This window comes from Pseudonocardia sp. EC080619-01 (assembly GCF_001420995.1).
GTDB lineage: Bacteria > Actinomycetota > Actinomycetes > Mycobacteriales > Pseudonocardiaceae > Pseudonocardia.
In genome coordinates this window covers 4959432-4983085 of the sequence record NZ_CP012184.1, presented here as the reverse complement: position 1 = coordinate 4983085, position 23654 = coordinate 4959432, and the positions used below count along the sequence as shown (strand labels likewise).

General features: G+C 74.4%; 22 protein-coding genes. 9 read left to right on the top strand and 13 right to left on the bottom strand.

Annotated elements, in window-relative coordinates; all coding sequences use genetic code 11:
- Positions 1-2: 2 nt before the first annotated feature.
- The 3 genes from AD017_RS23475 to AD017_RS23465 are packed head-to-tail and all read right to left on the bottom strand — an operon-like array spanning position 3 to position 3402.
- A complete protein-coding gene (locus AD017_RS23475) occupies positions 3-812 on the bottom strand; it encodes an alpha/beta fold hydrolase (protein WP_029239690.1) in 810 nt (269 codons plus the stop codon).
- Between the two features lie 5 nt (positions 813-817).
- Complete coding sequence (locus AD017_RS23470; RefSeq protein WP_060575577.1) at positions 818-2362, bottom strand: long-chain-fatty-acid--CoA ligase; 1545 nt, start codon at positions 2360-2362, stop codon at positions 818-820.
- Positions 2359-3402 carry an LLM class flavin-dependent oxidoreductase gene (locus tag AD017_RS23465; protein ID WP_060575576.1) on the bottom strand — a complete coding sequence of 348 codons (1044 nt, stop codon included), beginning with the start codon at positions 3400-3402 and terminating at the stop codon, positions 2359-2361. Before AD017_RS23465 ends, AD017_RS23470 begins: the two co-directional genes overlap by 4 nt.
- 136 nt (positions 3403-3538) lie before the next feature.
- On the opposite strand from AD017_RS23465, the gene AD017_RS23460 reads away from it, so the two are divergent.
- A complete protein-coding gene (locus AD017_RS23460) occupies positions 3539-4594 on the top strand; it encodes a phosphotransferase family protein (RefSeq protein WP_060575575.1) in 1056 nt (351 codons plus the stop codon).
- Between the two features lie 9 nt (positions 4595-4603).
- On the opposite strand, the gene AD017_RS23455 is transcribed toward AD017_RS23460, so the two are convergent.
- A complete protein-coding gene (locus AD017_RS23455) occupies positions 4604-5164 on the bottom strand; it encodes a TetR family transcriptional regulator (RefSeq protein WP_075301715.1) in 561 nt (186 codons plus the stop codon).
- 101 nt (positions 5165-5265) lie between these two features.
- On the opposite strand from AD017_RS23455, the gene AD017_RS23450 reads away from it, so the two are divergent.
- Positions 5266-6714, top strand: coding sequence for a cytochrome P450 (locus AD017_RS23450; protein WP_060576571.1), 1449 nt, complete (start codon positions 5266-5268; stop codon positions 6712-6714).
- Between the two features lie 45 nt (positions 6715-6759).
- Here the strand turns inward: AD017_RS23450 and AD017_RS23445 are convergent, their stop codons facing one another.
- On the bottom strand, positions 6760-6951 hold the full coding sequence (locus AD017_RS23445; protein WP_060575573.1) for a hypothetical protein: 192 nt from the start codon (positions 6949-6951) through the stop codon (positions 6760-6762).
- A 71-nt stretch (positions 6952-7022) separates the two neighbouring features.
- Here AD017_RS23445 and xylB point away from each other — a divergent pair, with 71 nt between their 5' ends.
- The 3 genes from xylB (at position 7023) to AD017_RS23430 (ending at position 11083) form a co-directional block, all read left to right on the top strand.
- Entirely contained in the window at positions 7023-8414 is a 1392-nt protein-coding gene (gene xylB / locus AD017_RS23440; protein ID WP_060575572.1) for a xylulokinase, read from the top strand.
- Positions 8411-9184 (top strand): IclR family transcriptional regulator, encoded by a 774-nt coding sequence (locus tag AD017_RS23435; protein ID WP_060575571.1) that lies wholly within the window; start codon positions 8411-8413, stop codon positions 9182-9184. The genes xylB and AD017_RS23435 overlap by 4 nt, the downstream gene beginning before the upstream one ends.
- Before the next feature lie 282 nt (positions 9185-9466).
- Complete coding sequence (locus AD017_RS23430; protein WP_082398890.1) at positions 9467-11083, top strand: BCCT family transporter; 1617 nt, start codon at positions 9467-9469, stop codon at positions 11081-11083.
- Between the two features lie 18 nt (positions 11084-11101).
- Here the strand turns inward: AD017_RS23430 and AD017_RS23425 are convergent, their stop codons facing one another.
- The 4 genes from AD017_RS23425 to AD017_RS23410 all read right to left on the bottom strand — a co-directional run bounded on the left by AD017_RS23425 (position 11102) and on the right by AD017_RS23410 (position 15567).
- The gene (locus AD017_RS23425; RefSeq protein WP_010241744.1) at positions 11102-12022 is read right to left on the bottom strand and encodes a hydroxymethylglutaryl-CoA lyase; all 921 of its coding nucleotides are present in this window, start codon (positions 12020-12022) and stop codon (positions 11102-11104) included.
- Complete coding sequence (locus AD017_RS23420) at positions 12023-13240, bottom strand: CaiB/BaiF CoA-transferase family protein (protein WP_010241745.1); 1218 nt, start codon at positions 13238-13240, stop codon at positions 12023-12025.
- Between the two features lie 15 nt (positions 13241-13255).
- Positions 13256-14722: a GntP family permease gene (locus AD017_RS23415; protein ID WP_060575570.1), complete on the bottom strand. Its 1467-nt coding sequence runs from the start codon at positions 14720-14722 to the stop codon at positions 13256-13258.
- Positions 14723-14796: 74 nt separating this feature from the next.
- The gene (locus tag AD017_RS23410) at positions 14797-15567 is read right to left on the bottom strand and encodes a hypothetical protein (RefSeq protein ID WP_060575569.1); all 771 of its coding nucleotides are present in this window, start codon (positions 15565-15567) and stop codon (positions 14797-14799) included.
- A gap of 66 nt (positions 15568-15633) precedes the next feature.
- Here AD017_RS23410 and AD017_RS23405 point away from each other — a divergent pair, with 66 nt between their 5' ends.
- Positions 15634-16596 carry a pseudouridine synthase gene (locus tag AD017_RS23405; protein ID WP_060575568.1) on the top strand — a complete coding sequence of 321 codons (963 nt, stop codon included), beginning with the start codon at positions 15634-15636 and terminating at the stop codon, positions 16594-16596.
- 26 nt (positions 16597-16622) lie between these two features.
- Here the strand turns inward: AD017_RS23405 and AD017_RS23400 are convergent, their stop codons facing one another.
- Both AD017_RS23400 and AD017_RS23395 read right to left on the bottom strand, forming a co-directional pair.
- Positions 16623-18845: a hypothetical protein gene (locus tag AD017_RS23400; RefSeq protein WP_060575567.1), complete on the bottom strand. Its 2223-nt coding sequence runs from the start codon at positions 18843-18845 to the stop codon at positions 16623-16625.
- 286 nt (positions 18846-19131) lie between these two features.
- Complete coding sequence (locus AD017_RS23395) at positions 19132-19752, bottom strand: L-threonylcarbamoyladenylate synthase (protein WP_060575566.1); 621 nt, start codon at positions 19750-19752, stop codon at positions 19132-19134.
- A gap of 115 nt (positions 19753-19867) precedes the next feature.
- On the opposite strand from AD017_RS23395, the gene AD017_RS23390 reads away from it, so the two are divergent.
- Entirely contained in the window at positions 19868-20686 is an 819-nt protein-coding gene (locus tag AD017_RS23390) for an N-acyl homoserine lactonase family protein (RefSeq protein WP_060575565.1), read from the top strand.
- Positions 20687-20764: 78 nt separating this feature from the next.
- Entirely contained in the window at positions 20765-21202 is a 438-nt protein-coding gene (locus AD017_RS23385) for a zinc ribbon domain-containing protein (RefSeq protein ID WP_060575564.1), read from the top strand.
- Positions 21203-21687: 485 nt separating this feature from the next.
- Here the strand turns inward: AD017_RS23385 and AD017_RS23380 are convergent, their stop codons facing one another.
- Positions 21688-22125: a VOC family protein gene (locus tag AD017_RS23380; RefSeq protein WP_010231974.1), complete on the bottom strand. Its 438-nt coding sequence runs from the start codon at positions 22123-22125 to the stop codon at positions 21688-21690.
- Between the two features lie 10 nt (positions 22126-22135).
- On the bottom strand, positions 22136-22573 hold the full coding sequence (locus tag AD017_RS23375) for a helix-turn-helix transcriptional regulator (protein ID WP_010231972.1): 438 nt from the start codon (positions 22571-22573) through the stop codon (positions 22136-22138).
- Between the two features lie 73 nt (positions 22574-22646).
- Here AD017_RS23375 and AD017_RS23370 point away from each other — a divergent pair, with 73 nt between their 5' ends.
- Positions 22647-23648 carry an acetamidase/formamidase family protein gene (locus tag AD017_RS23370; protein WP_029239618.1) on the top strand — a complete coding sequence of 334 codons (1002 nt, stop codon included), beginning with the start codon at positions 22647-22649 and terminating at the stop codon, positions 23646-23648.
- Positions 23649-23654 lie beyond the last annotated feature (6 nt).

Sequence of the window (23654 nt, the reverse complement as noted above, 5' to 3'; positions counted from 1 at the left end):
CCTCAGGCCTCCCGGCCCGCCAGGAAGCCCAGCAGCTCGGCGCGGTAGGTCTCGCCGTCCTCCAGCATGGGCGCGTGGCCGACGCCGCCGAACTCGACCAGCCGGGCGTCGCGGAACAGGGTGCGCGACGCGGCCACGGCGTCGAACGGGACGAACCCGTCCTCCCGGCCGGACAGCAGCAGGACCGGACGGTCGATGGCCGGCAGGATCTCCCGCTGGTCGATGTGGGCGAGGTCGCGCAGCGTGCGGTCGGCGCCCGGCCCGCAGGCCAGGAACGCCAGCCAGATCGACTGCACGACCGGCTCCCCCACCTCCTTCGCGCACACCGCGTCGGCGACCGCCCGGAAGGTGCCCGGCCGGTCCACGGCCAGCCCGGCCAGCACGCCCTCGACGTCGTCCGGGGTGCCGCCGTGCGGCCAGCCCTCCGCGGCGGTGTAGCGCGGGGTCGCCCCGCCGGTCAGCACCAGCCCGCCCAGGTTCGCCCCGAGCCGCCGGGCGGCCTCGACGACGACCGCGCCGCCCAGCGACCAGCCGTTCAGCACCGGCTCGCGCAGCCCGAGGTGCTCGACGAGCGCGACGACGTCGGAGGCGATCGCGCCGATCGAGGTGTCGGCGATGTCCTTGTCCGACCGGCCGCACGCCCGGTGCTCGAGGACGGTGACCGAGTGCCCGGCGGCGAGCAGCGCCGGGAGGGTCGTGTCCCAGCAGTGCGCGTCCGCGGCCCAGCCGTGCACCAGCACGACCGGGCGCCCCGGTCCCGCGTGGTGCTCGTAGTACACCCGCTTGCCGTCCTCCACCTCGAGGAACGCCATGTGGATCACTCCTTCTCGTCGGTGCCGGCGTACTGCGAGCGCAGCCGCCGTTTGTCCGTCTTGCCGACACTCGTGCGGGGCAGGGCGTCGACCGGGACGACGTCCTCGGGCAGCCACCACCGCGGCACCCGGGTGCCCAGCCGGGTGAGCACCTCTCCGCCGGTCGCGTCGCGTCCGGCGTGGAGGACGACGACGGCGAGCGGGCGCTCCTGCCACCGGCGGTGCGGGACCGCGACGACGGCCGCCTCGGCGACGTCGGGATCGTCGAGCAGTGCCTGCTCCAGCGCGACCGAGCTGATCCACTCGCCCCCGCTCTTGATCAGGTCCTTCGCCCGGTCGACGATCCGCAACCGCCCCGCGGGATCGATGGTGGCGACGTCGCCGGTCCGCAGCCAGCCGTCGACGAAGCGTTCGGGCGCCTCGCCCAGGTAGTAGGAGGTCGCGACCCACGGCCCGCGGACCAGCAGCTCGCCGGACGCGACGCCGTCACGGGGCAGCTCCGTGCCCTCGTCGTCGACGATCCGCCACTGCAGGCCGGGCAGCAGCCGGCCCTGGCTGCGGGTCCTCCGGTACCGCTCCTCGTCGTCGCCGGGCGGGTCGGGATCGCGGGTGAAGGTCGCCATCGGCGAGATCTCGGTCATCCCCCAGCCCTGGAACACCGGGACGCCGAGCTCGTCCCACGCGCGGATCAGGGCGGTCGACGGCGTCGACCCGCCCAGGACGAGCGCGCGGACCGAGGAGACGTCGGTCCCGTGGGTGCGCACGTGCTCCAGCAGGTCGGTCGCGACCGTGGGGACCATGCCGAGGTAGGTGACCCGCTCCCGCTGCACGATCGACGCGATCTCCGCGACGGTCGGGTGCGGGCCGGGCAGCACCTGCGCCGCCCCGGCCATGGTGGCCGCGAACGGCACGCCCCAGGCGTTCGCGTGGAACAGCGGCACCACGTGCAGCACGGTGTCGCGGGCGGAGATCGCGTGCCCGTCGGCCAGACACGCGCCGAAGGTGTGCAGGTAGAGGCCGCGGTGGGTGTAGCCGACGCCCTTCGGGCGCCCGGTCGTCCCGGACGTGTAGCAGAGCACGGCCAGGTCGTGCTCGGACCGCTCCGGGGCCCCGGTCACTGCGGGTCCCTGCGCGACCAGCTCCTCGTACTCGGCACCGGAGCCGACGACGCCCAGCTCCGGCCGGACGCCGTCGAGCAGGTGCACCAGGTCGTCGTCGGCGACGATCAGCCGGTCGTCGGCGTGCCCCGCGATGTAGGCGATCTCCTCCGCGGACAGCCGCAGGTTGAGGGTGTGCAGCACCGCCCCGGCCAGTGGCACCGCGGCGTAGAGCTCCAGGTGACGGTGGTGGTTCCAGCACAGCGACCCGACCCGGTCGCCCGGCCGCACCCCCAGCCGGCGCAGCGCACCCGCCAGCCGCACGACCCGGTCGTGGTAGCGGCCGTAGTCGTAGCGGAGCACCTCCTCGCCGTGCTCGTAGCCGACGATCGGCCGCCCGGGATGCTGCTGCCGGGCCCGGTCGGCGAACTCGGTGATCAGCAACTCGGTCACGGCCGCGCCCGCAGCCGTTCCCGCACCGCCGGGACGACCTTGTCGGAGAGGTAGGCGATGCGCTCGGAGCCGCTCTCGACCGGCTCGCCGGGCAGCATCGCCCAGAAGTGCACGTCCCGGATCTGCGGCGTCCCGCGCAGCAGCCCGGTGAAGTGGGTGGTCGCGGCCTCGGCGTCCATCAGCTGGTACGCGCCCGCCTCGATGATCTGCGCCGGGTCGGTGAACCTCGGTGTGCTCTCCGGCGGTCCGAACGCGCCCCAGGAGATGTACTCGTTGAGCTGGTACAGCGCGTGCTCCCCGATCCGGGACCAGACGCGCTCGGGGTCGTCGGCGACGATCGCCCACTGACCGGCGTAGATCGCGGCGTCGTCGACCGGCCGGCCGAGCCGCTGCACCGCGTCGAGGTAGCTGCGGTGGTGGGCGTTCTGGGTGGACAGGAACCCGTCGGCGATCCGCGCGGCCCGCTCGATCGCGACGTCGGCCATCGCCCCGACCAGCAGCTGCGGCGGTGTCTCGGGGACCGGCGTCACGGGCAGCGGCGGGAGCGTGTAGCGCCTCCCCCGGTAGCCCTCCGCCGATCCCGACCACGCGTGGCGGATCAGCTCGACCCCCTCCTCGAGCAGGCTGGGCCGGTGGGTGAGCGTCCTGCCGAACGCGTCGAACTCGCGGGCCCAGTAGCCCTGCCCGACGCCGAGGTCGAACCGGCCGCCGGAGAGCAGTGACAGGGTCGACGCGTCCTCGGCGAGCCGCACCGGGTCGTGCAGCGGCGAGACGATGAGGTTGGTCCCGATCCGCATGCGGGACGTCCGCTGCGCGATCGCGGACCCGAGGACGAACGGCGACGGGCTGTACCCGTCGTCGCAGAAGTGGTGCTCGGTCAGCCAGACGGAGTCGAGTCCCCGCTGCTCGGCCCACGAGATCTGGTCCAGGACCTCCGCGTAGAACGCCCCGAACGGACGGCCGGGGTCGGGGTTGCGGAAGTCGTACCAGAGCCCGAAGGCCGGTCCGGTGCGGGCGGGCGTCTCGTGCGTGCTGGTCATGGCGGCACCCTGGCGTCCGGGGTGACCGCTGTCACCCTCCTCCCGCGGTGGTCGTTGTGGACTCCTTCAACGCCCCGGGGGCCGGGTCGGCGTCGGTGCCGCGACGTGCGGGCCCGCGGGCCGTAATCTCGCTCGCGTGCCGACGACGACACAGCCCGGCTGGCTCCCCCGCGACCTCGTCGACCTGGCGGCGGTCGCCGCCTGGGGACGGGGGGCCGGCCTGCCGGACGGCCCGGTCTCCGCCGTCGAGCGGATCGGGGGCGGCACCCAGAACGTGGTGCTGCGCCTGGACTGGGGCGGCCGCGACCTCGTCCTGCGCCGCCCGCCCGAGCATCCCCGGCCCGCCAGCAACGCGACGCTGGCCCGCGAGATGCGGGTGCTGTCGGCGCTCGCCGGCACCGACGTGCCGCACCCCGGGTTCGTCGCGGGCTGCACCGACGAGAGCGTGCTCGGCGTCGTCTTCTACCTGATGGAGGCCGTCGACGGGGACAATCCGGGTGCGACGGTCGGCGCCCTGTACCGCGACGACGCGGCCGCCCGCGCCGCCGCCGCGACGGACACCGCCACCGCGCTCGCCCGCCTCGCCGCCGTCGACCACGAGGCGATCGGGCTGGGCGACCTCGGGCGGCCCGACGGTTTCCTCGAGCGTCAGGTGCCGCGCTGGCTCGACCACCTGGCGTCCTACGACCGGATCCCGGAGTACGGCGGGAACCGGCTCCCGCACGTCCCGGAGCTCGCGCGGTGGCTGGAGGCGCACCGCCCGCCGCCGTCGCCGCCGGGGCTGGTGCACGGCGACTACCACCTCAACAACGTGCTGCTGGATCCCGTGCGGCCCCGGGTCGCGGCAATCGTGGACTGGGAGATGTGCACGGTCGGCGACCCGCTGCTCGACCTGGGCTGGCTGCTCGTGACCTGGCCGGACGGCGGGCCGGACCCGCTGACCGGGGCCGCGCTGGCCGCCGCGGGCGGGCTCCCCGGCCGGGACGAGCTCGTCGGGGCCTGGGCGGACGCCGGGGACCGGGAGCCGTCGGCCGTCGACTGGTACACCGTGCTCGCCGGGTTCAAGTTCGCGATCGTCATCGAGGGGACGCACGCCCGCGCCCTCGCCGGCCAGGCCGACCCGGGCGTCGGGCAGCACCTGCACGACGCCGCCGTGCGGACCCTGGAGCGGGTCGCGCCGCTCGCCCGCTGACGGTCCGGCTCACTCCCCCAGCAGCCGGACGACGACGGTGGCGATGTCCTCCGCGGAGCGCTCCGCGGGCCCGGGCGGCAGGACCAGGTGGCTGACGGTGAGCCGGGCGGCGGTCTGCGCGGCGAGCCGGACGGTGCCGTCCGCGGCTCCGGGCCGGACCCGGCGCAGGTACCCGGCCGCCCGGTCGGCCGCGGCGGCGACGATGGGCCCGGACTGGCTCCCGAACGCCGACGGCGCACCGGTCAGCAGGGCCTTCACCAGCGGGTTCTCCGCGGCCTCCGTCAGCGCCGCGCCGACGGCGGCGACCCATGCGGCGTGCAGGTCGTCCTCCCCGTCGAGCGCGGTCTCGATGCGGTCGAGGAACCGGCCGGTGGCCCGCAGGACCAGCGCGGCGGCCAGGCCGTCCCGGTCGCCGAACTCGCTGTAGAGGGTCTGCCTGCTGACGCCGACCCGGCGGGCGAGCTCGGGCATCGAGGGCCGCTCCCCCGCGACGGCGAGCCGTTCGGCGGCGTCGAGCACCTCGTCCCGCAGCTCGTCGCGCGCCCGCCGCGCCATCGTCCGCCGTTCCATCACGGACATCATGGCATGCCATGTCCAGCTCCTGGACAGTTTCGGAAGAAGTGTCTAACTTGAGGTCCGACACGGTGGTCGAACGCGAGGAGGCACCCCCCGTGAGCCTGGTGCAGCACGCACGCGAGCGCTGGTCGTCGGTGCTCACCCTGCCCGCCCCCGACCGGCTGGACGACGCGCTGCTCAGCACCGGCGCCGAGGGCCGCAGGCCCGCGCCGTTCGGCCCGGCACCCGGGGACGCCAGGGAGGTCCCCGGCGACGACGGCCTGCCGCTGCTCGGCCACGCGCTGGCCTACGTCCGGTTCGGACACCGCTTCACCCGGGCCCGGACCGAGGCGCTCGGCCCGGTGTGGTGGATGCGCTCCCCCGCCGGGCGGGCGATCGTCGTCACCGGGCCGGCCGCGACCCGCGAGGTGCTGGTCAACCGGGACAAGGCGTTCTCCCAGGAGGGCTGGCGGGCGACCGTCGACGCGTTCTTCCACCGCGGCCTGATGCTGCTCGACTTCGACGAGCACCGGGCCCACCGGCGGATCATGCAGGAGGCGTTCACCCCGGCCCGGATCGAGAGCTACGTCGCCGCCACCACCCCGGTGCTGCGCGAGGTGATGCCGCAGTGGCCGTCGCGGATGCGTCTCTACCCGGCGCTGAAGCGGCTGACCCTGGACGTCGCCCAGTCGGTCTTCATGGACGCCCGCTCCGGCCCGGAGGCCGAGGCGGTGAACCGGGCGTTCGTGGACTGCGTCCGGGCGGCGAACTCGTTCGTGCGCAAGGACCTCCCCGGGACACGGTGGCGGCGCGGGCTGCAGGGCCGTGCGCTGCTGGAGGACTGGTTCCGGTCCAATCTGGACGCGAAGCGGAACGGCGAGGGCACCGACCTGTTCTCCGCGCTCTGCCACGCCCGCACCGACGACGGTGAGGCGTTCTCCGACGACGACGTCGTCAACCACATGATCTTCCTGATGATGGCGGCGCACGACACGTCGACGACGACCGCGGCCGCCGCCGCGCACCACCTGGCGCGGAACCCGGAGTGGCAGGAGCGCTGCCGCGCCGAGTCCGACGCGCTCGCGGAGCGGATCGGCGACGCCGTGCCGACCGTCGCGGACCTGCGCTCGCTCACCGGGCTCGACCTGGTGATCAAGGAGGCGCTCCGGATGGACGCGCCGGTCCCCGTCGTCATGCGCACCGCGGTGCGTGACACCACGGTCGCCGGGCACCACGTGCCGGCGGGCACCCGGGTCGTCGTCGCCCAGGCGGTGAACCACTACGACCGCTCCTGCTGGACCGACCCGGAGCGCTTCGACCCCGACCGGTTCGGCCCGGACCGGCGCGAGGACCGGTCCGACCGCGACGCCTGGATCCCGTTCGGCGGCGGCGTGCACAAGTGCATCGGCCTGCACTTCGGCACGCTGGAGGTGACCGCGGTCCTGCACGAGATGCTGCGGCGGTACCGGTGGACCGTCGACCCGGGCTACCGGCTGCGCTGGGACAACACCTCGCTGCCGGTGCCGGTGGGCGGGATTCCTGTGGCGCTGCGCGCCCGTGAGTGAAAAACGCGGTCAGGGCCGTGTTTTCCACTCACGAGCGCGAAGCGCCTACTCGTGGTCCCCGCTGCTCCACCGGCGGTCCTTGCGGTCCTCGGCCTCGGTCCGCTCGCGGGCGAGCTCCAGCGCGCGGGCCGCGGTCTCGCGGTCCGGGTAGGGGCCGAGCCGGTCGGCGGCGCGGCAGCCGTCCTTCGGCTCCACCGTGTTGTGCTTCAGGCAGTAGAACCATTCCTCGTCGCTCATGGGTCCAGCCTGGCACCGCCGGCGACCGCGCGCCGCCCGCCGCGCCGGGATCTCCGTGGCAGGCTGGGGGCATGGCACTGGTGCTCGGGGTGGACTCCTCCACCCAGTCCTGCAAGGTCGTCGTCCGCGACGCGGACACCGGCGAGCTCGTCCGGTCCGGCCGGGCCTCGCACCCGGACGGGACCGAGATCGCCCCGCGGTTCTGGTGGGACGCGCTGCAGGAGGCCCTCGCCGACGCCGGCGGCCTCGACGGCGTCGAGGCGCTGTCGGTCGCGGGCCAGCAGCACGGGATGGTCTGCCTCGACTCCGGCGGTGAGGTCGTCCGTGACGCGCTGCTGTGGAACGACACCCGCTCCGCCCCGGCCGCGACCGCACTCACCGAGGAGCTCGGGGCCGGTGGCTGGGCGGAGGCGACCGGCGTCGTCCCGGTCGCCTCGATCACCCTGACGAAGCTGCGCTGGCTCGCCGAGCACGAGCCGGACAACGCCGCCCGCACGGCGGCGGTGTGCCTGCCGCACGACTGGCTGACCTGGCGGCTGCGCGGCGCGGCCGGACTGGACGAGCTGGTCACCGACCGCTCCGACGCGTCCGGCACCGGCTACTACGACGGCGCCGGCTACCGCACGGACCTGCTCGAACGCGGTTTCGGTGCCACACCGGCGCTGCCCAGGGTCCTCGGCCCGGCCGAGTCCGTCGAGGGCCCCGGCGGGATCCGCATCGGCGCGGGGGCCGGCGACAACGCCGCCGCCGGGCTGGGGGTCGACGCCGGCGACGACGTCGTCGTCTCGCTCGGGACGTCGGGCACCGTGTTCGCCCGGTCGGCGACGCGTGCGCAGGACCCGTCGGGGATCGTCGCCGGGTTCTCCGACGCGACCGGCGCCTACCTGCCGCTGGTCTGCACGCTCAACGCGTCCCGGGTGCTCGACGCGACCCGGCGGCTGCTCGGCGTCGACCACGCCGAGCTCGGCGAGCTGGCGCTGGCCGCGGAGCCGGGGGCGGGCGGCCTCGTCGTCGTCCCCTACCTCGAGGGCGAGCGGACGCCGAACCTGCCGGACGCCACCGGCTCACTGCACGGCTGGACCCTCGCTTCCGGGACCCGGGAGAACCTGGCCCGGGCGGCGGTCGAGGGCATGCTCTACGCGCAGCGGGTCGGCCTGGAGGCGCTGCGCGAGCAGGGCGTCTCGGTGTCCGGGGTGACGCTGGTCGGCGGCGCGACCCGGTCCGAGGCCGTGTGCCGGATCGCCGCGCAGGTCTTCGAGGTGCCCGTGCGGGTACCGGAGCCCGGCGAGTACGTCGCCGACGGCGCGGCCCGCCAGGCGGCGTGGGCGCTGCGCGGCGGCGACACCCCGCCGTCCTGGGCCCCGGCGACCGAGCCCGCCCGGTACGACGCCGATCCCGCCCCGCACGCCTGGGAGCGCTACCGGGAGGCGGCGTCGGCGTTCCTGGACCGGATCCCGGAATGACCTCCGAGATCACCGGGCCGAAGCCGCTCCTGGTCCTCGGCAAGATCACGGACATCCTCGACGCCTTCACCCTGCAGCGCCCGGTGCTCAGCCTCGGCGAGATCCAGCAGGCCACCGGGATCCCGACGTCGACGGTGCAGCGGCTGGTGTCCAACATGGTCACGGAGGGGCTGCTGGACCGGGTCGGCGACCGGGTCCGGGTCGGCGTCCGGATGGCCTACTGGGCGGGTGCCGCCGCCCGCGGCGTCGACCTGCTCGACCTGGCCGGCCCGGTGCTGCGCGAGCTGCGCGACACCACCGGCGAGACGGCGGCGCTGTTCCGGGCCGAGACCCGCTTCCGGGTCTGCGTCGCGGTGGCCGAGACCCGGCACGCGCTGCGCCGGGAGATGCACGTCGGCAAGATCATCCCGCTGCACACGGGCTCGGCGGGCCGGGTGCTCCTGGCGTGGGACGCACCGCTGGCCGACGAGGTCCTGTCCGGGCCGCTGGAGACGATCACCGACCACACGGTGACCGACCCGGAGGTGCTGCGGACACTGGTGGACGAGACCCGCCGCGACGGGTTCGCGATCACCGCCGCCGAGCGCGACGACGGCGGCTCCGGACTGTCCGCCCCCGTCTTCGACCACTCCGGGGCGGTCGCGGCGGCGCTGACGATCAGCGGGCCGACGATCCGGCTCACCCGGGAGCGGTGCGAGCAGCACGTGGAGCTGCTGGTCCGGGCCGCCGACCGGCTGACCCGGACCCTCGGTGGCCGCCCGCCGTCCTGACCGGACACACCACGAACGTTTCGTCCACTGTGGCCGTTTGTGGCACGCGTCCGATCAGCGGCTACGGTGGATGCTTCGGCACTTCGGGAGCACGAGCGCGCGGCAACGCTGCGAGACGGGCTGCACCTCCCGGCCACGGACTGGCCGACGGCGCGCATGCCGCCCAGCTCCACATCATCCCCGACTCCGCGGAGCGACGATCCCGATGACATCCGTGCGACCCCTCGTGGGCGCCACCGACCGACCGCTGCCGAGCGCGGTACCGACCGCCGGGGGCGGGCGGTGACCGCCCCGGCGACCCGTTCCCGGTCCACCGACGTGGCGGTGCTGGGCATCGCCGGTGGCCTGCTGACGGCGTTCGTGATCGCCGCGCTGATCGTCCCCGTCGCCACCGACGACGGCGTGACCATCGCGTTCGACCTGGCGGCCCGCTGGTTCGGCCCGCTGTGGCAGGTGCTGCTGTTCGCGACCTTCGTCGTCGCGGTGGGGCTGGCGTGCTCCCGCTACGGCGCCGTGCGGCTCGGCGGCCGCAGCGAGCCGGAGATCGCCCGCTTCAAGTGGATCGCGATGATCATGTCCACGCTGCTCGCGGGCGGCGGGGTCTTCTTCGCCGCGGGTGAGCCGCTGCAGCACTTCGTCTCGCCGTCGCCGTACTACGACCACGTCGCGCCCGGCTCGCCGGACGCCGTCGCCCCGGCGCTGGCCCAGAGCTTCACGCACTGGGGCTTCCTGGCCTGGGCGGTGCTCGGCTCGCTCGGCGCGATCGTGATGATGCGCGGCGCCGAGAAGGGCCTGCCGCTGCGACCACGGACACTGCTGCACCCGATCCTCGGCGAGAAGGTGCGGCACTCGAGACTCGGCACCGCCGTCGACATCGTCACCGTGCTGGCCGTGGTGGCCGGCACCGTCGGGCCGATCGGCTTCCTCGGTCTGCAGGTGTCCTACGGCCTGTCCCGGCTGATCGGGACGCCGGACACCTACCCGGTGCAGCTCGCCGTGATCCTCGGGCTGACCGCCGTCGCGGTGGTCTCGGTACTCACCGGCATCGACCGCGGCATCCAGCTGCTCAGCCGGATCAACATCTGGATGGCGCTGGGCGTGCTGGCGGCGTTCCTCGTGCTGGGCTCGGCCGGGTTCCTGATCGACGCCTTCCTCGGCGGGTTCGGCCTGTACCTGCGCGACTTCGCGCCGCTGGCCCTGCACCGCGGCGACGAGGCGTGGCTCGGCTCGTGGACGGTGTTCTTCTTCGGCTGGTTCCTCGGCTACGGCCCGCTCATGTCGATCTTCGTGGCGCGGATCTCGCGCGGCCGCCGGGTACGCGACCTGATCGTCTGTACCTCGATCGTCCCGCCGGTCGCGACCGCGGTGTGGTTCACCGTCTTCGGCGGCACGAGCATCTTCCTGGAGCAGAACACCCCGGGCGCGCTGTCCGGGCCGCTCGAGTCGACCGGGATGGCGGCGGCCGTCGTCTCGGCCGCCGAGCAGCTCCCGCTCGGATCACTGCTCGGGATCGTGCTGCTCCTGCTGACCTGCACGTTCGTCGCGACGACGACGGACTCGATGTCCTACGCCATCGCCGCGGCCTCGACGACGCGCGGCGAGCCGGCCCGCGGTACCCGGGTCTTCTGGGGCCTCCTGATGGGCGCCGCCGCGGCGGTGCTGATCGTCGTCGGCGACGGCGGCATCACCGCCCTGCAGAACGTCATCGTGATCACGGCGGTGCCCGCCGGGTTCCTCATGCTCCCGCTGCTGTGGACCGCGCCCCGGGTGGTCCGGGAGATGGGTGTCGAGCAGGGCGTCGTCCCCGCCGAGCGGCCGCCGCCCGGCCCGCCGTCGTCCGAGCAGCCGTCGTCCGCGACGCGCGACGCGGAGACGGAGCCGAGCGGACAGCCGACCTGACCGCAGGGCCGCGGGGCGTCAGTCCCGCGGCCCGGCCGTCCAGCGGAACGCCTCGGCCTTCGACCGCACGCCCTGCGCCGCGCGGGAGCGGTTCGGCTCCCCCAGCTCCGCGAGGACGTCCTCGGCCTCCGTCACGAGCCCGGCCAGCACGTCGGGGGTGAGCCAGGACGGGCGCAGCGCGAACAGCAGGTCCTCGCTCGCGGTGTTCCCGCTGGCCCCGGGCGCGAACGGGCAGCCACCGAGGCCGCCCAGCGCGCCGTCCAGCAGGGTCGCGCCGCCCTGCACGGCCGCGAGCGCGTTCGCGACGCCCTGACCCCAGGTGTCGTGACCGTGGAAGGCGATCCGCCGGCCGTCCGCGACGCCCGCGACCCGCTCGACCAGCGACCCGACCTCGAACGGTGCCGCCTGCCCGAGCGTGTCGCACACGACGACGTCGCACGAGCCGTCGGTCCGCGGGTCCGCGACGATCTCCAGCACCCGTTCCGGGTCGACCGGGCCGTCGAACGGGCAGGTGAACGACGTCGCGAGGCACAGCTGGATCCGTCCACCGGCGTCACGGGCGTACTGCACGGCCTCGGGCATCGCCTCCAGGGACACCCCGGTGTCGCGACCGATGTTGGCGTTGTTGTGGGCGTCGGAGACCGAGAAGCAGTACTGCACGTTGCGGGCGCCCGCCGCGACGGCCTTCTGCACGTGCCGTGGCGTCGCCACCCACACCCAGCAGCGCTCCAGCTCCTCCGGGGTCAGCGCGGCGACCACGTCGAGGGTGTCCGCGAGCGGTGGCACGAGGTCGCCGCGGGCCAGCGAGCCGATCTCCAGCTCGGGCACGCCCGCCGCCAGCAGCGACCGGACGAGGGCGACCTTGCGCCCGGTCGGCAGCGGCTTGCCGGTCAGCTGCAACCCGTCCCGCAGCGTCACGTCACGCAGCAGCACGTCCATTCAGGACTCCTCTCCGGACGCGGCGCGGACCGCGTCGTCGGTGTACCCGAGCAGGCCGCCGAGCACGTCGCCGGTGTCGGCGCCGAGGTCGGGGCCGACGTGCCGGACCGGCACCGACTCCCCGCCCAGCACCGGCACGACGCCCGGGAAACCGACCCGGGCGGGCTCCGGACCGCCGGTGTCGACGTCGAAGTACTGGACCATGTTCCGAGCCCGGAACTGCGCGTCGCCGACGATGTCGGGGGCCGAGTAGATGGGCCCGGCCGGCACGCCCGCGGACTCCAGCCGGGCGAGCACCTCGTCGCGGGGCATCGACCGCGTCCACGCCTCGATGGCCGCGTCGAGTTCGTCCCGGCGCTCCCAGCGACCCGCGTTGGATGCCAGATCGGGTTGGTCGGCCAGTTCCGGCCGGCCGATGACCTGCATGAACCGGCCGTAGATGGAGTCGCCGTTGCCGGCGATGACGACGCTGCCGCCGTCACCGCACTCGTAGGCGTTGGACGGCGCGATGCCCTCCATCCGCCCGCCGACCCGGCGACGCTCGACGCCGTAGGCCAGGTGGTCGGGCACGAGCGACTCCATCATCGAGAACACCGCCTCGTTGAGCGCGACGTCCATCGAGCGGCGGTCCAGCGGCGGCCGGTCCGTGGCGGCCTCGCGCTGGTAGAGGCCCATCACCGCGGAGAACGCGCCGTAGAGCCCGGCGATCGAGTCGCCGATCGACACCCCGGTCCGCGACGGCGGCCGGTCCTCCTCCCCCACCAGCGCGCGCAGCCCGCCCATCGCCTCCGCGACGGCGGCGAAGCCCGGACGTGCCGACATCGGGCCGGTCTGGCCGAACGCCGAGATCCGGACCAGGACGACGTCGGGGTTGGCGGCGTCGAGCTCACCCGGCCCGAGACCCCACTTCTCCAGCGTGCCGGGCCGGAAGTTCTCCAGCACGACGTCGCACGACGCGGCCAGGTCCAGCACGGCGCGGCGCCCGGCGTCGGAGCGCAGGTCGAGCGTGATCGACCGCTTGTTGCGGTTGAGGGTGCGGTAGAGCATCGAGGTGTCACCGGCGTAGAGCCGCCAGTTGCGCAGCTCGTCGCCGGTGCGCGGACGCTCCACCTTGATCACGTCCGCGCCGAAGTCGGCGAGCAGCCGGCCCGTGGTCGGCGCCGCGATGTAGTTCCCCAGCTCCAGCACCCGGATACCGGACAGCGGCAGGTCGGACACGTCTCGGCCTCCCTTCTAGAAGACGTAGGACAGCGGCAGGATCAGCAGGATCGCCACGACCGAGGCGACCGACACCCCGACCGAGCAGGTCTTGAGCGCGCCCCGCACGGACTGGCCGAGCAGCGACTGGAGCAGCCAGAACGTGTTGGACGTGACGTGCACGGCGAACAGCGCACCGGCGCCCGCGGCCAGCGCGATCAGCACCGGCGCCAGGCCGATCACCGGCGCGACCGGGGCGAGGACGCCGGCCGCGGTGATCGCCGAGATGGTCACCGAGCCGATCGCGACGTGCAGCACGGCGGCGATCAGCCACACCATCAGCAGCGGTGCGGCGGTGTTCGCGGAGAAGTAGCGGCCGAGGATCTCGCCCAGCCCGGCGTCGGAGATCGTCGTGGCGAGCGAACCGCCGACACCGGTGAGGATCAGGATCTGGCCGCTCTCGCGGAACCCGTCGCCGACCGCGCCCTCGACGAGCTCGCGGCCGTGCGCCAGCCCGACGACGGCGGTCGTCCCGACCAGCGCGATCAGCAGCGCGATCACCGGCTCGCCGAGGAAGACCAGCACCGGCTGCTCGACACCGGCGGCGTCGAGCACGGCGCCCGCGGCGATCAGGAGCAGGCCGACGAGCAGCGGTGCGAAGAGCAGGATCAGCGGCAGCGGGCGACGACGGGCGCCGTCCGGCCGGCCGGCGACGGTCGTCGCCGCGCCCGACGGCTGCGGCGACGTCCCGTCGGGACCGGCGGGGTCGGCCGTCGCACCGGAGCCGGCGGCGTCGGTGTCCGGGCCGGGCCCCTCGTCGCCGTCCGTCCCCGACGGCGCCATCCCGGCCCAGGTCGGCTCCTGCTCGTCGCGCTCGGGGTCCCACCAGCCGCGCCGGAAGAGGAAGGTCATGATCCCGGTGGCGATCACGACGGTCGGGACGACGACGATCAGCCCGGCCAGCAGCATCTGCCCCATCGGGACGCCCAGCACACCGGCCAGCGCGACCGCGCCGACGCCCGGCACCATGAACACGATCCCGCACTCGAGCCCGATCGCGAGCGCCGTCGCCATCCGCGGCAGACCGTGGCTCCCGATGCGCGGCGCGATCCGCCGGGCCAGTGGCGCCGAGATGACCAGCAGGACGTCCACGAAGATCGACTGGAGGACGGTGCCGACCGTGACCGCCGTGGCGTACGGCATCCCGCGCGGCCCGCAGATGCTCAGCAGTGACGCGACGAGCCGTTCGATGGCGCCGGCCCGGTGCAGCATCGCCCCGGTGAGCACGCCGAAGGCGATGAGCAGCCCGACGTCGGCGAGGATGTCACCGAACCCGCCGGTGACGGCGTCCACGGTGCCCTGCACGCCCAGGCCCGCGGTGAGCCCGAGGTAGACCGCGCCGATCACCAGCGAGATCACCGGGTTCAACCGGAACCGGACGATCAGCACGACGGTGGCGAGCACGGCCACCACCGTGTTCACCACGATGACGGTCTCCGACACGATAGGGCTCCCTGCAGGTCCGACGGCACTGTCGCGGACCCACATCATGAACTCTTACCCACCATGCGGGCAAGTCAGGTGCAGACGTCGGCCGCGAAGTCGAGCAGCGGCACACGGTCCTGCGGCGACACCGTGAGCCGGACCGGCGGCTCCCCGGTGACGACCGCGAACGCCGTCGCGCGCTTGCTCTCCGCCAGCGCGTGCCGGTCGCACCGGGCCGCCTCGATGCGCACCGGCACAGTGACGTCCTGCGCCGACGGCCCGAGTGTCAGCGGGAGGCGGCTCCCGGGCGCGGGTGTGATGCCGAACAGGGTCGTGCCGCCCAGCTCGGTGATCGACACCGGCTCCGTCCCGGCGCGGCGGTGCAGCCGCACCGTGCCGAGCAGCCGGTTCCCGGACCGCGTCCACACCGGATCGAACGTGACGTCGGCCCGGTCCCGCGCGGCGCGCTCGGCGCACTCCGCGCGGTGCAGCGCGCCGATCGCGTCGTGCTCGTCGGCGAGGGTGAGCGTCTCCGTCGTCCCGTCGGTGCTGACGAGTGCGGTGGTGGGGGCCGGTGCGGCACGGCAGTCCGGGGCGCCGAGCGGCACCCGGACGTCCGTCGTCGTCCCGGCCCCCAGCGCGGCACCCGGCACGACCGGCGCCGACGGGGTGAACCCGGCCGGGCGCAGCTCGACGCGCTCGACCCGCACGTCGGCGCCGGCGCGCAGCCGGACGGTCACCACGCGGGACGCGATGTCCGAGCGGTACTGCATGACGGCGCCGGTGAGCGCGCCGCCCGGCGGCCCGGCACCGCACCCGGCAAGCCCGGCGGCGATCACGAGCAGGACCGCTGCGAGCCGCATCGCCCCACGGTACGGCCCGGGCCCTGCCGCCGGAGCGTTCGTGGCCGCCGCCGTAGGCTCGCCGGGGTGAGGTCCCGCCGCCGCCGACGCGCGTCCCGGGAGGTGCCGCCGCTCCCCGCCCGGGACGGGCTCGATCCGGCCCGGCTGCGCACCCCGCCCGCCGGGGAGTGGACGACGATGCGCGCGCACCTCGCCGACCGGCTGCCGCACGTCGATCCCCGGCGGATCGACGCGATGCTCGCCGCCGGGGAGATCGTGACGGCGGCCGGGCCACTGACGCCGTCGTCTCCGTTCACGCCGTCGACGACGCTGTGGCTCCACCGCGAGGAGCCCGACGAGGCCGAGGTCCCGTTCCCGGTCGAGGTGCTGCACGCCGACGACGACGTCGTGGTCGTCGACAAGCCCCACCTGCTCGCGACGATCCCGCGCGGCTCGCACGTCCGCCAGACCGTGCTCGTGCGGCTGCGGCACGAGCTCGGACTGCCCGAGCTGAGCCCCGCGCACCGGCTGGACCGTGCGACGGCCGGGGTGTTGCTGCTGGTCGCGCGCCCGGAGCTGCGCGGGGCGTACCAGATGCTGTTCGCCGAGGGCCGGGTCGGGAAGACCTACGAGGCGATCGCCCGGCACGATCCGTCGCTCACACTGCCCCGCACCGAGGTGTCGCGGATCGTGAAGCGGCCGGGGATCTTCGCAGCCGTGACGGAGCCGGGCACGCCGAACGCCGAGACCCGGATCGAGCTCGACACGCACCGCGCCGGGCTGGCCCGATATCGCCTGTTCCCCCGCACCGGACGTACCCACCAGCTGCGGGTCCACCTGAACGAGCTGGGCGTGCCGATCCTCGGCGACGACGTCTACCCCGAGCTGCGGCAGCGTCCGGACGGCGACTTCACCCGTCCGCTGCAGCTGCTCTCCCGCTCCCTGGAGTTCGACGATCCGGTCAGCGGGGAGCGGCGGACGTTCGTGAGCCGCCGGACACTGCAGGCGTGGGACGACCCCGAGGGCTGGGCGGCCGGACCACGGTCCTGACGCGGCCGCCGCGGGGCCACCGCGCCTCAGCCGACGTTGCGGCCGCCCTCGCCGTGGAGCCCGTGCCCGTTCGAGGCCGGGCCGCCGCCGGAGTGCCCGTTGACGGCGGCCCCGTTGACCGGTTCCGGCTGGTCCTCGGACGCGCGGTGCCTGCCCTCACGCAGGCCCCGCTGGTAGCTCGCCAGCCGGCTGCGGACGCGGTCGGGCTGCCGCTCCCGGGAGCCGCTCGGCTGACCGCCGTTCGGCGTCTCCCGCCACGGCGGCGGGACCATCGCCTGGCCGGGAAGCCGCTGCGGGAGGCCCTGGGCGGTCGTCGGGAGGTCGACGACGCGGTCGGCGCGGATCCGCGCGGCGTCGAACTCGGCGTCGCCGGGGGTCTGCCAGTTGCCCGACGGGGCACCGTTGCCGTTGGTCCCGTTGCTCACCGGCAGCGCGGTGGTCTCGGGCGTCGACGGCTCACGGAACCAGGCCGAGGCGACCGACGCGAAGATGGGGGTGTCGTCGGCGTCGTCCACCGGGACCGGTACCTCCGAGTCGAACGGACCGAACAGCTCGACCGGTGGGGTCGTGCCGGGGGCTCCGGACACCGGTAGTGCCTCGGTGACCGGGGGCGCGTCGGGGCCGGCGGGATCCGGACCCGCCCCGTTGGAGGTCCGGTCCGGTCCGGGGGCGGACGGGCGACCGGCGGGGAGATGCAGTCCGGTGCCCCAGCGGTCGGGCCGGCCGGGGCCGTACGGACCGGGCCCCTGCCGGCCCGGGCCCGGAAGCCCGATGCCCTGCTGCCCGGGGTTCGGCTGACCGGATCCCGGGTGGCCGGCGCCCTGGTGGCCAGGACCCTGCTGACCGGATCCCGGCAGGCCGGAGTTCGGCTGACCCGATCCGTGCTGACCGGCGTTCGGCTGACCGGGACCCTGCGGACCTGGACCGTGCTGAGCAGGCCCGGACAGACCGGACCCCTGCCGGCCCGGAGCGTACTGTCCCGGCCCCTGAGGTCCGGGGCCCTGGCCGGGGCCCCGCTGACCGGGACCCTGCTGACCGGAACTCGGCGCTCCGGCACCGGGCACACCAGCATCCGGGACACCCGGATCGGCGCCCGGCCGGACGTTCCCGTGGGCGGCGACGTCCTGCGGCCCGGAGTCCTGCGGCCCGGGCTCCTGCGCGGCGACGTCCTGCGGGCCGGAGTCCTGCGAGCCGGAGTCCTGTGGGGACGCGGTCCACAGCCCCGCGGCACCGTTCCGGTCCGGCGCGCCGAAGGGCTGCGCCCCGGCGATCCCCCGCGGACGGCCCGGCGTGTCCCGGCGGGGCAGCGCCCCGGGCTCGTCCGGCGCCGGGGGCCCGGCCTGGGCCGCGGCCGGCAGCCGGCTCGGCAGGGAGTCGTCGTCCCGCCGGCTGCTCTGCGGCGGCGGCCAGGGCGCGTCTCCGACGGCGTCGGGCGAGGCGGGCCGGCGCAGCGACGCGGTCGGACCGACGGCCTCCGGAGCGGCGGCGGGCTGCTCGGGCTGCTGCCCCCCTCCGACGACCGACGAGGGCAGGTGCAGCACCGCGACCGGCGAGACCCCGGTGCTCGCGGCCGGGTCACGGACACCGAGCCGCGCCCCGATCGCCCGCGCCAGGCGTGCGGCGACGTGCAGCCCGATCTCCTGTGGCGCGACGGGACCGGCGGGGGTGGCCGTGTTCAGCGCGCGGTCGAGCTCCTCGACCGGGGTCCGGTGCCGGGGCGGCGTGGCGCACTGCAGCTCGACGACGACGCCGCCGTCGGGACCCCACCGGGTGTGCAGCTCCAGCCGTTCCCCGGGCGGGGTCGCACCGGCGGCGTGGGCGAGCAGCTCGGCGAGGATCTGCTCCAGGACGGGCAGGGCCGAGACGTCCACAGACACGCTCGGCGTCGGCGGGACGACGGTCCGGGAGGCCGCCTCGCTCGCGGCGACGATCGAGTCCAGCGCCTGCCCCAGCGGGGTCGGCGGGGACATCCGCCGGCCGCGCGGCGCGCCCGCCAGCACGAGGATGTGCTCGCCGTCACGGACGCCGCGACGGGCCGCCCCGGCGAGCTCGGCGAGATCGGCGAGGGCCCCGGGGCGCAGCTCGCCCGAGCGCAACCGCTCGGTCAGGAGCTGCTGTCGCTCGGACCGCGCGCGCAGCCGGTGCGCGATGGCGGCCAGTACGGCGTCGCCGCTCGCGCCCTCGCCCGGCCCGGCCGGCGGGTCCTGCCCCGGACCGGACGGGCTGTACGGCGGGTCGTCTCGCGCCACGCGATCGTCCTCCGAACGGCTGATACGACATCCGGGCCGGATGTCACGTTCCACCCGGCCCGTACGGGAACGGGTCCGGACAGGGTCGCTCACGAACCCTACTCGGCGGTTGGCTCCCCGCCCGGCCCGATGCGGTGGGCGGTGGACGACGGGCAGACGGGCGGCTCCGGCCCGCGACCGGGAGCCTTCGCACCAACCGGTCGCGCACGACCGACGGCCGGGTTCCCGCGACGGCCGTGGTCAGGACCGTGACGGCGCGATCACGCTGCGCGCCGCCGGGCCCGGATCACTCGAACCGGGACGGATCACCCGCACCCGTCCGGATGATCTCGGGCTCGTCGCCGGACAGGTCCACGACGGTCGTCGGCTCCGTGCCGCAGTCGCCGGAGTCGATGACGGCGTCGACCTGGTTGTCGAGCTCCTCCTTGATGTCCCAGCCCTGGGTCAGCGGCTCGTCGTGGCCGGGCAGCAGCAGGGTCGACGACAGCAGGGGCTCACCCAGGTTCGCGAGCAGCGCCTGGGTCGTGGCGTGGTCCGGGATCCGCACGCCGACGGTCTTCTTCTTCGGGTGCAGCAGCCGGCGCGGCACCTCCTTGGTGGCCGGGAGGATGAACGTGTAGCTCCCGGGCGTGGACGCCTTCACCGCGCGGAACACCGCGTTGGAGATCTGCACGAACTGTCCGAGCTGGGCGAACTCGGCGCAGACGAGCGTGAAGTGGTGCTTGTCGTCGAGCTTGCGGATCTGCCGGATCCGGTCGATGCCCTCCTTGTTGCCCAGGGAACAACCGAGGGCGAAACAGGAGTCGGTGGGGTACGCGACCAGGCCGCCCTCCCGGACCAGGTCGGCGACCTGACCGATGCTGCGGGGCTGGGGGTTCTGCGGGTGGACGTCGTAGTACCTCGCCATCCCGGCAGCCTGCCACGACGATCACGGCTTGTCGCCCGCGCGATCGGTGCGGCAGTGTGCATGTATCCGGTGAGACCGGGGTCACCCCGGGCGCCCGCACTCGACGAGGAGAGCGATGTCCGACACCGACAAGATCAAGGTCACGATCCTTCCGACCGGGACGATGCACGCCGACCTGACGTGGCTGCTCATCGATCCGGGCCGGATGGCCACCCAGCAGCAGCCCGACAAGCAGCGCGACTGGATCGAGGTGCCGACGCACGTCGTCTACGTCGAGCACCCGAACGGGCAGAAACTCATGTGGGACGCCGGTGTCCCCCGCGACTGGGAGACGCGCTGGGCCCCGTCCGGGCTGGGCCAGTTCTTCCCGGTCGACGCCGCCACCGAGGACGACTGGCTGGACTCCCGGCTCAAGCAGCTGAACCTGGAGCCCAACGACATCGACTACCTGGTCCTCTCCCACCTGCACCTCGACCACGCGGCGAACGCGAAGTTCTGGGAGAAGGCCGACACGAAGATCATCGTCGACGAGGCCGAGAAGGAGGGGGCGTTCTCCTTCGACGGCCACAACAAGGGCGCACACATCAAGTCGGACTACGACACCCTCCAGCTCGACACGATCTCCGAGGACACCGAGCTGCTCCCGGGCGTCACGCTCCTGCGCACCCCGGGCCACACCTGGGGCACGATGAGCCTGCAGGTCGATCTCGCCGACTCCGGCACGATGATCTTCGCATCGGACTCGCTCTACCTGAAGGAGTCCTACGGCCCGCCGCCGATCGCGGCCGGGATCGTCTACGACACCGTGGCCTGGTTCAACTCGGTCGACAAGATCCGCGCCATCCAGGAGCGGACCGACGCGACCGTCGTCTTCGGACACGACGCGAACCAGATCAAGGAGCTCCGCACCGGTCCGGGCAACTCCTACACCTGACCCGTCCGCCCCGCCCGTCCTGTCCCCCGGCCCGGCCGCGACCTCCGCGGCCGGGCCCCGCCCCGGAAGGTCGTCGCCGTGCCGGTCTACGACTACGCGTGCTCCTGCGGCACCCGCTTCGAACTGATGGTCCCGTCCTGGTCGACGCCGGCGCCCGACTGCCCGGACTGCGGCGCGGCGACGAGCCGTCGCCCACCGAGCCCGGCGATGCGCGGCCGGGCCGCCCCGCCGACGTCGATGTCGTCGGCACCGCAGTCCTGGGAGGGACTGAACAACGGCGACCGGGACACGATCACGCACTGGCGCCGGACCGTGGAGGCCCGCCAGGAGTTCGAGTCGAACCATCCCGAGCATCGCGAGCACCGCGACGCGATCGCCGCCCACGAGGGCCGCTTCGAACGGAAGCCGCTGACCTACAAGGAGCTCGCGTCCCGCGCCGCGACCAGCAAGGACGCCGGCCAGGCCGCCGCCGAGGCCAGCCGCGCCCGACGCACACCGCCCCCTCCCACCGACTGACCCGCCCGCCCCTGCGCCGAGGCCGCGCAGGTCCGGGTGGCGCCGCACACGTCCGCGTACAACCGCACAGGTTCAGGTGCTGCCGCAGAGGATCATGGGCAGTCGCACAGGCTGAAGGACTGCCGCACGGGCTCGACGCCGTGCGGTCACCCGGCAACCTGTGCGGCTGTCGTCGGCCGCGTGGCGACGGGGCGATGGACCCTGACGACGGCACTCCCACCTCGCGGCAGGCCTCTTGCCTCTGAGCCCTTCCGGCGGACACCCGGTTCCTGCCTCCCGGCGAGGCCGTTCCCCTGCTGCCCCGCCACGCCGCGCTGCCCCGCCACGCGGTGCTGCCCCGCCACCCCAGGGCGGGCGCCACCGGGCGGCCGCACAGCTTCGGGGGTTCCCGCACGAGCTCGAACCTGTGCGGTTCGGCCCGCCGCCGTACCGGACCTCCATCGGTGCGGCCGCGCCTCGGGGGCCGGGCCACTGCCTGCGGCCGGTCAGGTCGCGTGGGGGAAGTCGGAGCCGTCGTAGGGCCTGGGTTCCACCAGCACCAGCCAGTTCCCGGAGTTGTCCCGCATCACCGCCTCGATCCCGTACGGCCGCTCCGACGGCGGCTGTGTGAACTCCACCCCCTGCGCGACGAGTTTCGCGTGGTCGCCGTGGCAGTCGTCGGTGGTCAGGCCGAACCCGCCCATCCGGCCGGCGGCGAGCGAGCGCGCGACCGCCTCGGCCATGCCCTCGTCCAGGGGCGGGCCGGGCTTCATCAGGGTCACCTCCAGCTCCGGGTGGGCCGGGTGGTGGACGGTGACCCAGCGGAACCCGTCGCCCATCGCGACGTCGGTCCCCTCGACGAAGCCGAGGACGTCGCAGTAGAAGCGCTTGGCGGCGTCCTGGTCGGTGACGTACAGCGTGACCAGCGAGATGTTCGTGAGCATGCGGCGGACGCTAGTCCCGGCCGGTACCCGGCGGCTTCTCCGCGATTGCGGTGTCGGACAGCCCGTGCATGAACACGTAGCACCCGGGGATCCGCGGAGCGCCGCGCGCGGCCCACCGCGCCTGGTACGCCGACGGGCTCACCCCGACGAGGCGGGTGAACCGGCTGCTGAACGACCCCAGCGACGAGTACCCGACGAGCGTGCAGACCTCGGTGACGGTCAGGTTCGTCGCCCGGAGCAGGTCCTGTGCCCGCTCGATCCGGCGCCGGGTGAGCAGCGCGGCGGGGGTGTGTCCGTAGACGGCGGCGAAGCAGCGCAGGAAGTGGTACTTCGACACCCCGGCGACGGCGGCGAGCCCGGCCAGGTCGAGCGGCTCGGCGTAGCGCCGGTCGATCTCGTCGTGCGCCCGCCGGAGGTGGGGAAGCAGACCCTCCGGTACCCGGGGCACCGTACGCCCGCGCCGGGAGCCGCGCGCGACGCAACCGTTGCCGCCGTCACACCCGGCACGCCAGGATCGGATGATGCAGGTCGTCGAGTACCGCCCCGAACGGCACGAGTTCGCCTGGACGTTCGGCGGCGCCCCGCCCACCCACCGCATCGCGCCCGGCACCTGCCTGCGGCTCTGGACCGAGGACGCGTTCTCCGGGCGCATCACCTCCACCACGGACCGGCCGACCGACGTCCTCGACATGGCCGAGGTGAACCCGCAGACCGGGCCGTTCTTCGTCGAGGGCGCCGAGCCGGGCGACACCCTCGCGCTCCACATCGTCGAGCTGACCCCGGCCCGGGACTGGGGCGCGTCGACGACGATCCCGTTCTTCGGCGCGCTGTCGGTCACCGAGCGGACCGCGCTGCTGCACGAACCGTTGCCGGAGCGGGTCTGGATCTACCAGCTCGACCGGGACGCCGGCACCGTGCGGTTCGAGGCGACGAGCGCCGACCTGCAGCTCGACCTGCCGTGCAACCCGATGCTGGGCACCGTCGGCGTCGCGCCACCGGCCCGTGAGGTGCGCAGCTCGCTGGTGCCGGACGTGTTCGGCGGCAACATGGACACCCCGGAGATGCGGGCCGGTGCGACGTGCTTCCTGCGGGTCAACGTCGAGGGCGCGCTGTTCTCCGTCGGCGACGGCCACTACCGGCAGGGTGAGGGCGAGAGCTGCGGGACGGCCGTCGAGGGCGCCATGGACGTCGTCCTGCTCGTGGAGCTCGTCAAGGGTGCGCCGGCTCCGGCGTGGCCGCGGATCGAGACGGACACGCACTACGTCGTCGTCGGGTCGTCCCGGCCGCTGGAGGACGCCTGGCGGGCGTCCCAGGTCGGCATGATCGCCTGGCTCGGCGAGCTCTACGGGCTGGACCGGCTGGACGCCTACCAGCTGCTCACCCAGGCCGCGGAGTCGCCGCTGGCCAACGTCGTCGACACCAACTACAGCGCCGTCACCAAGATCGCCAAAGCGCTGCTGCCGGACGCCGCCGCCTACAACGGCGTGCACCGCCACCTGCGCGAGCAGGCCCGGTCCCTGTAGAGGAGA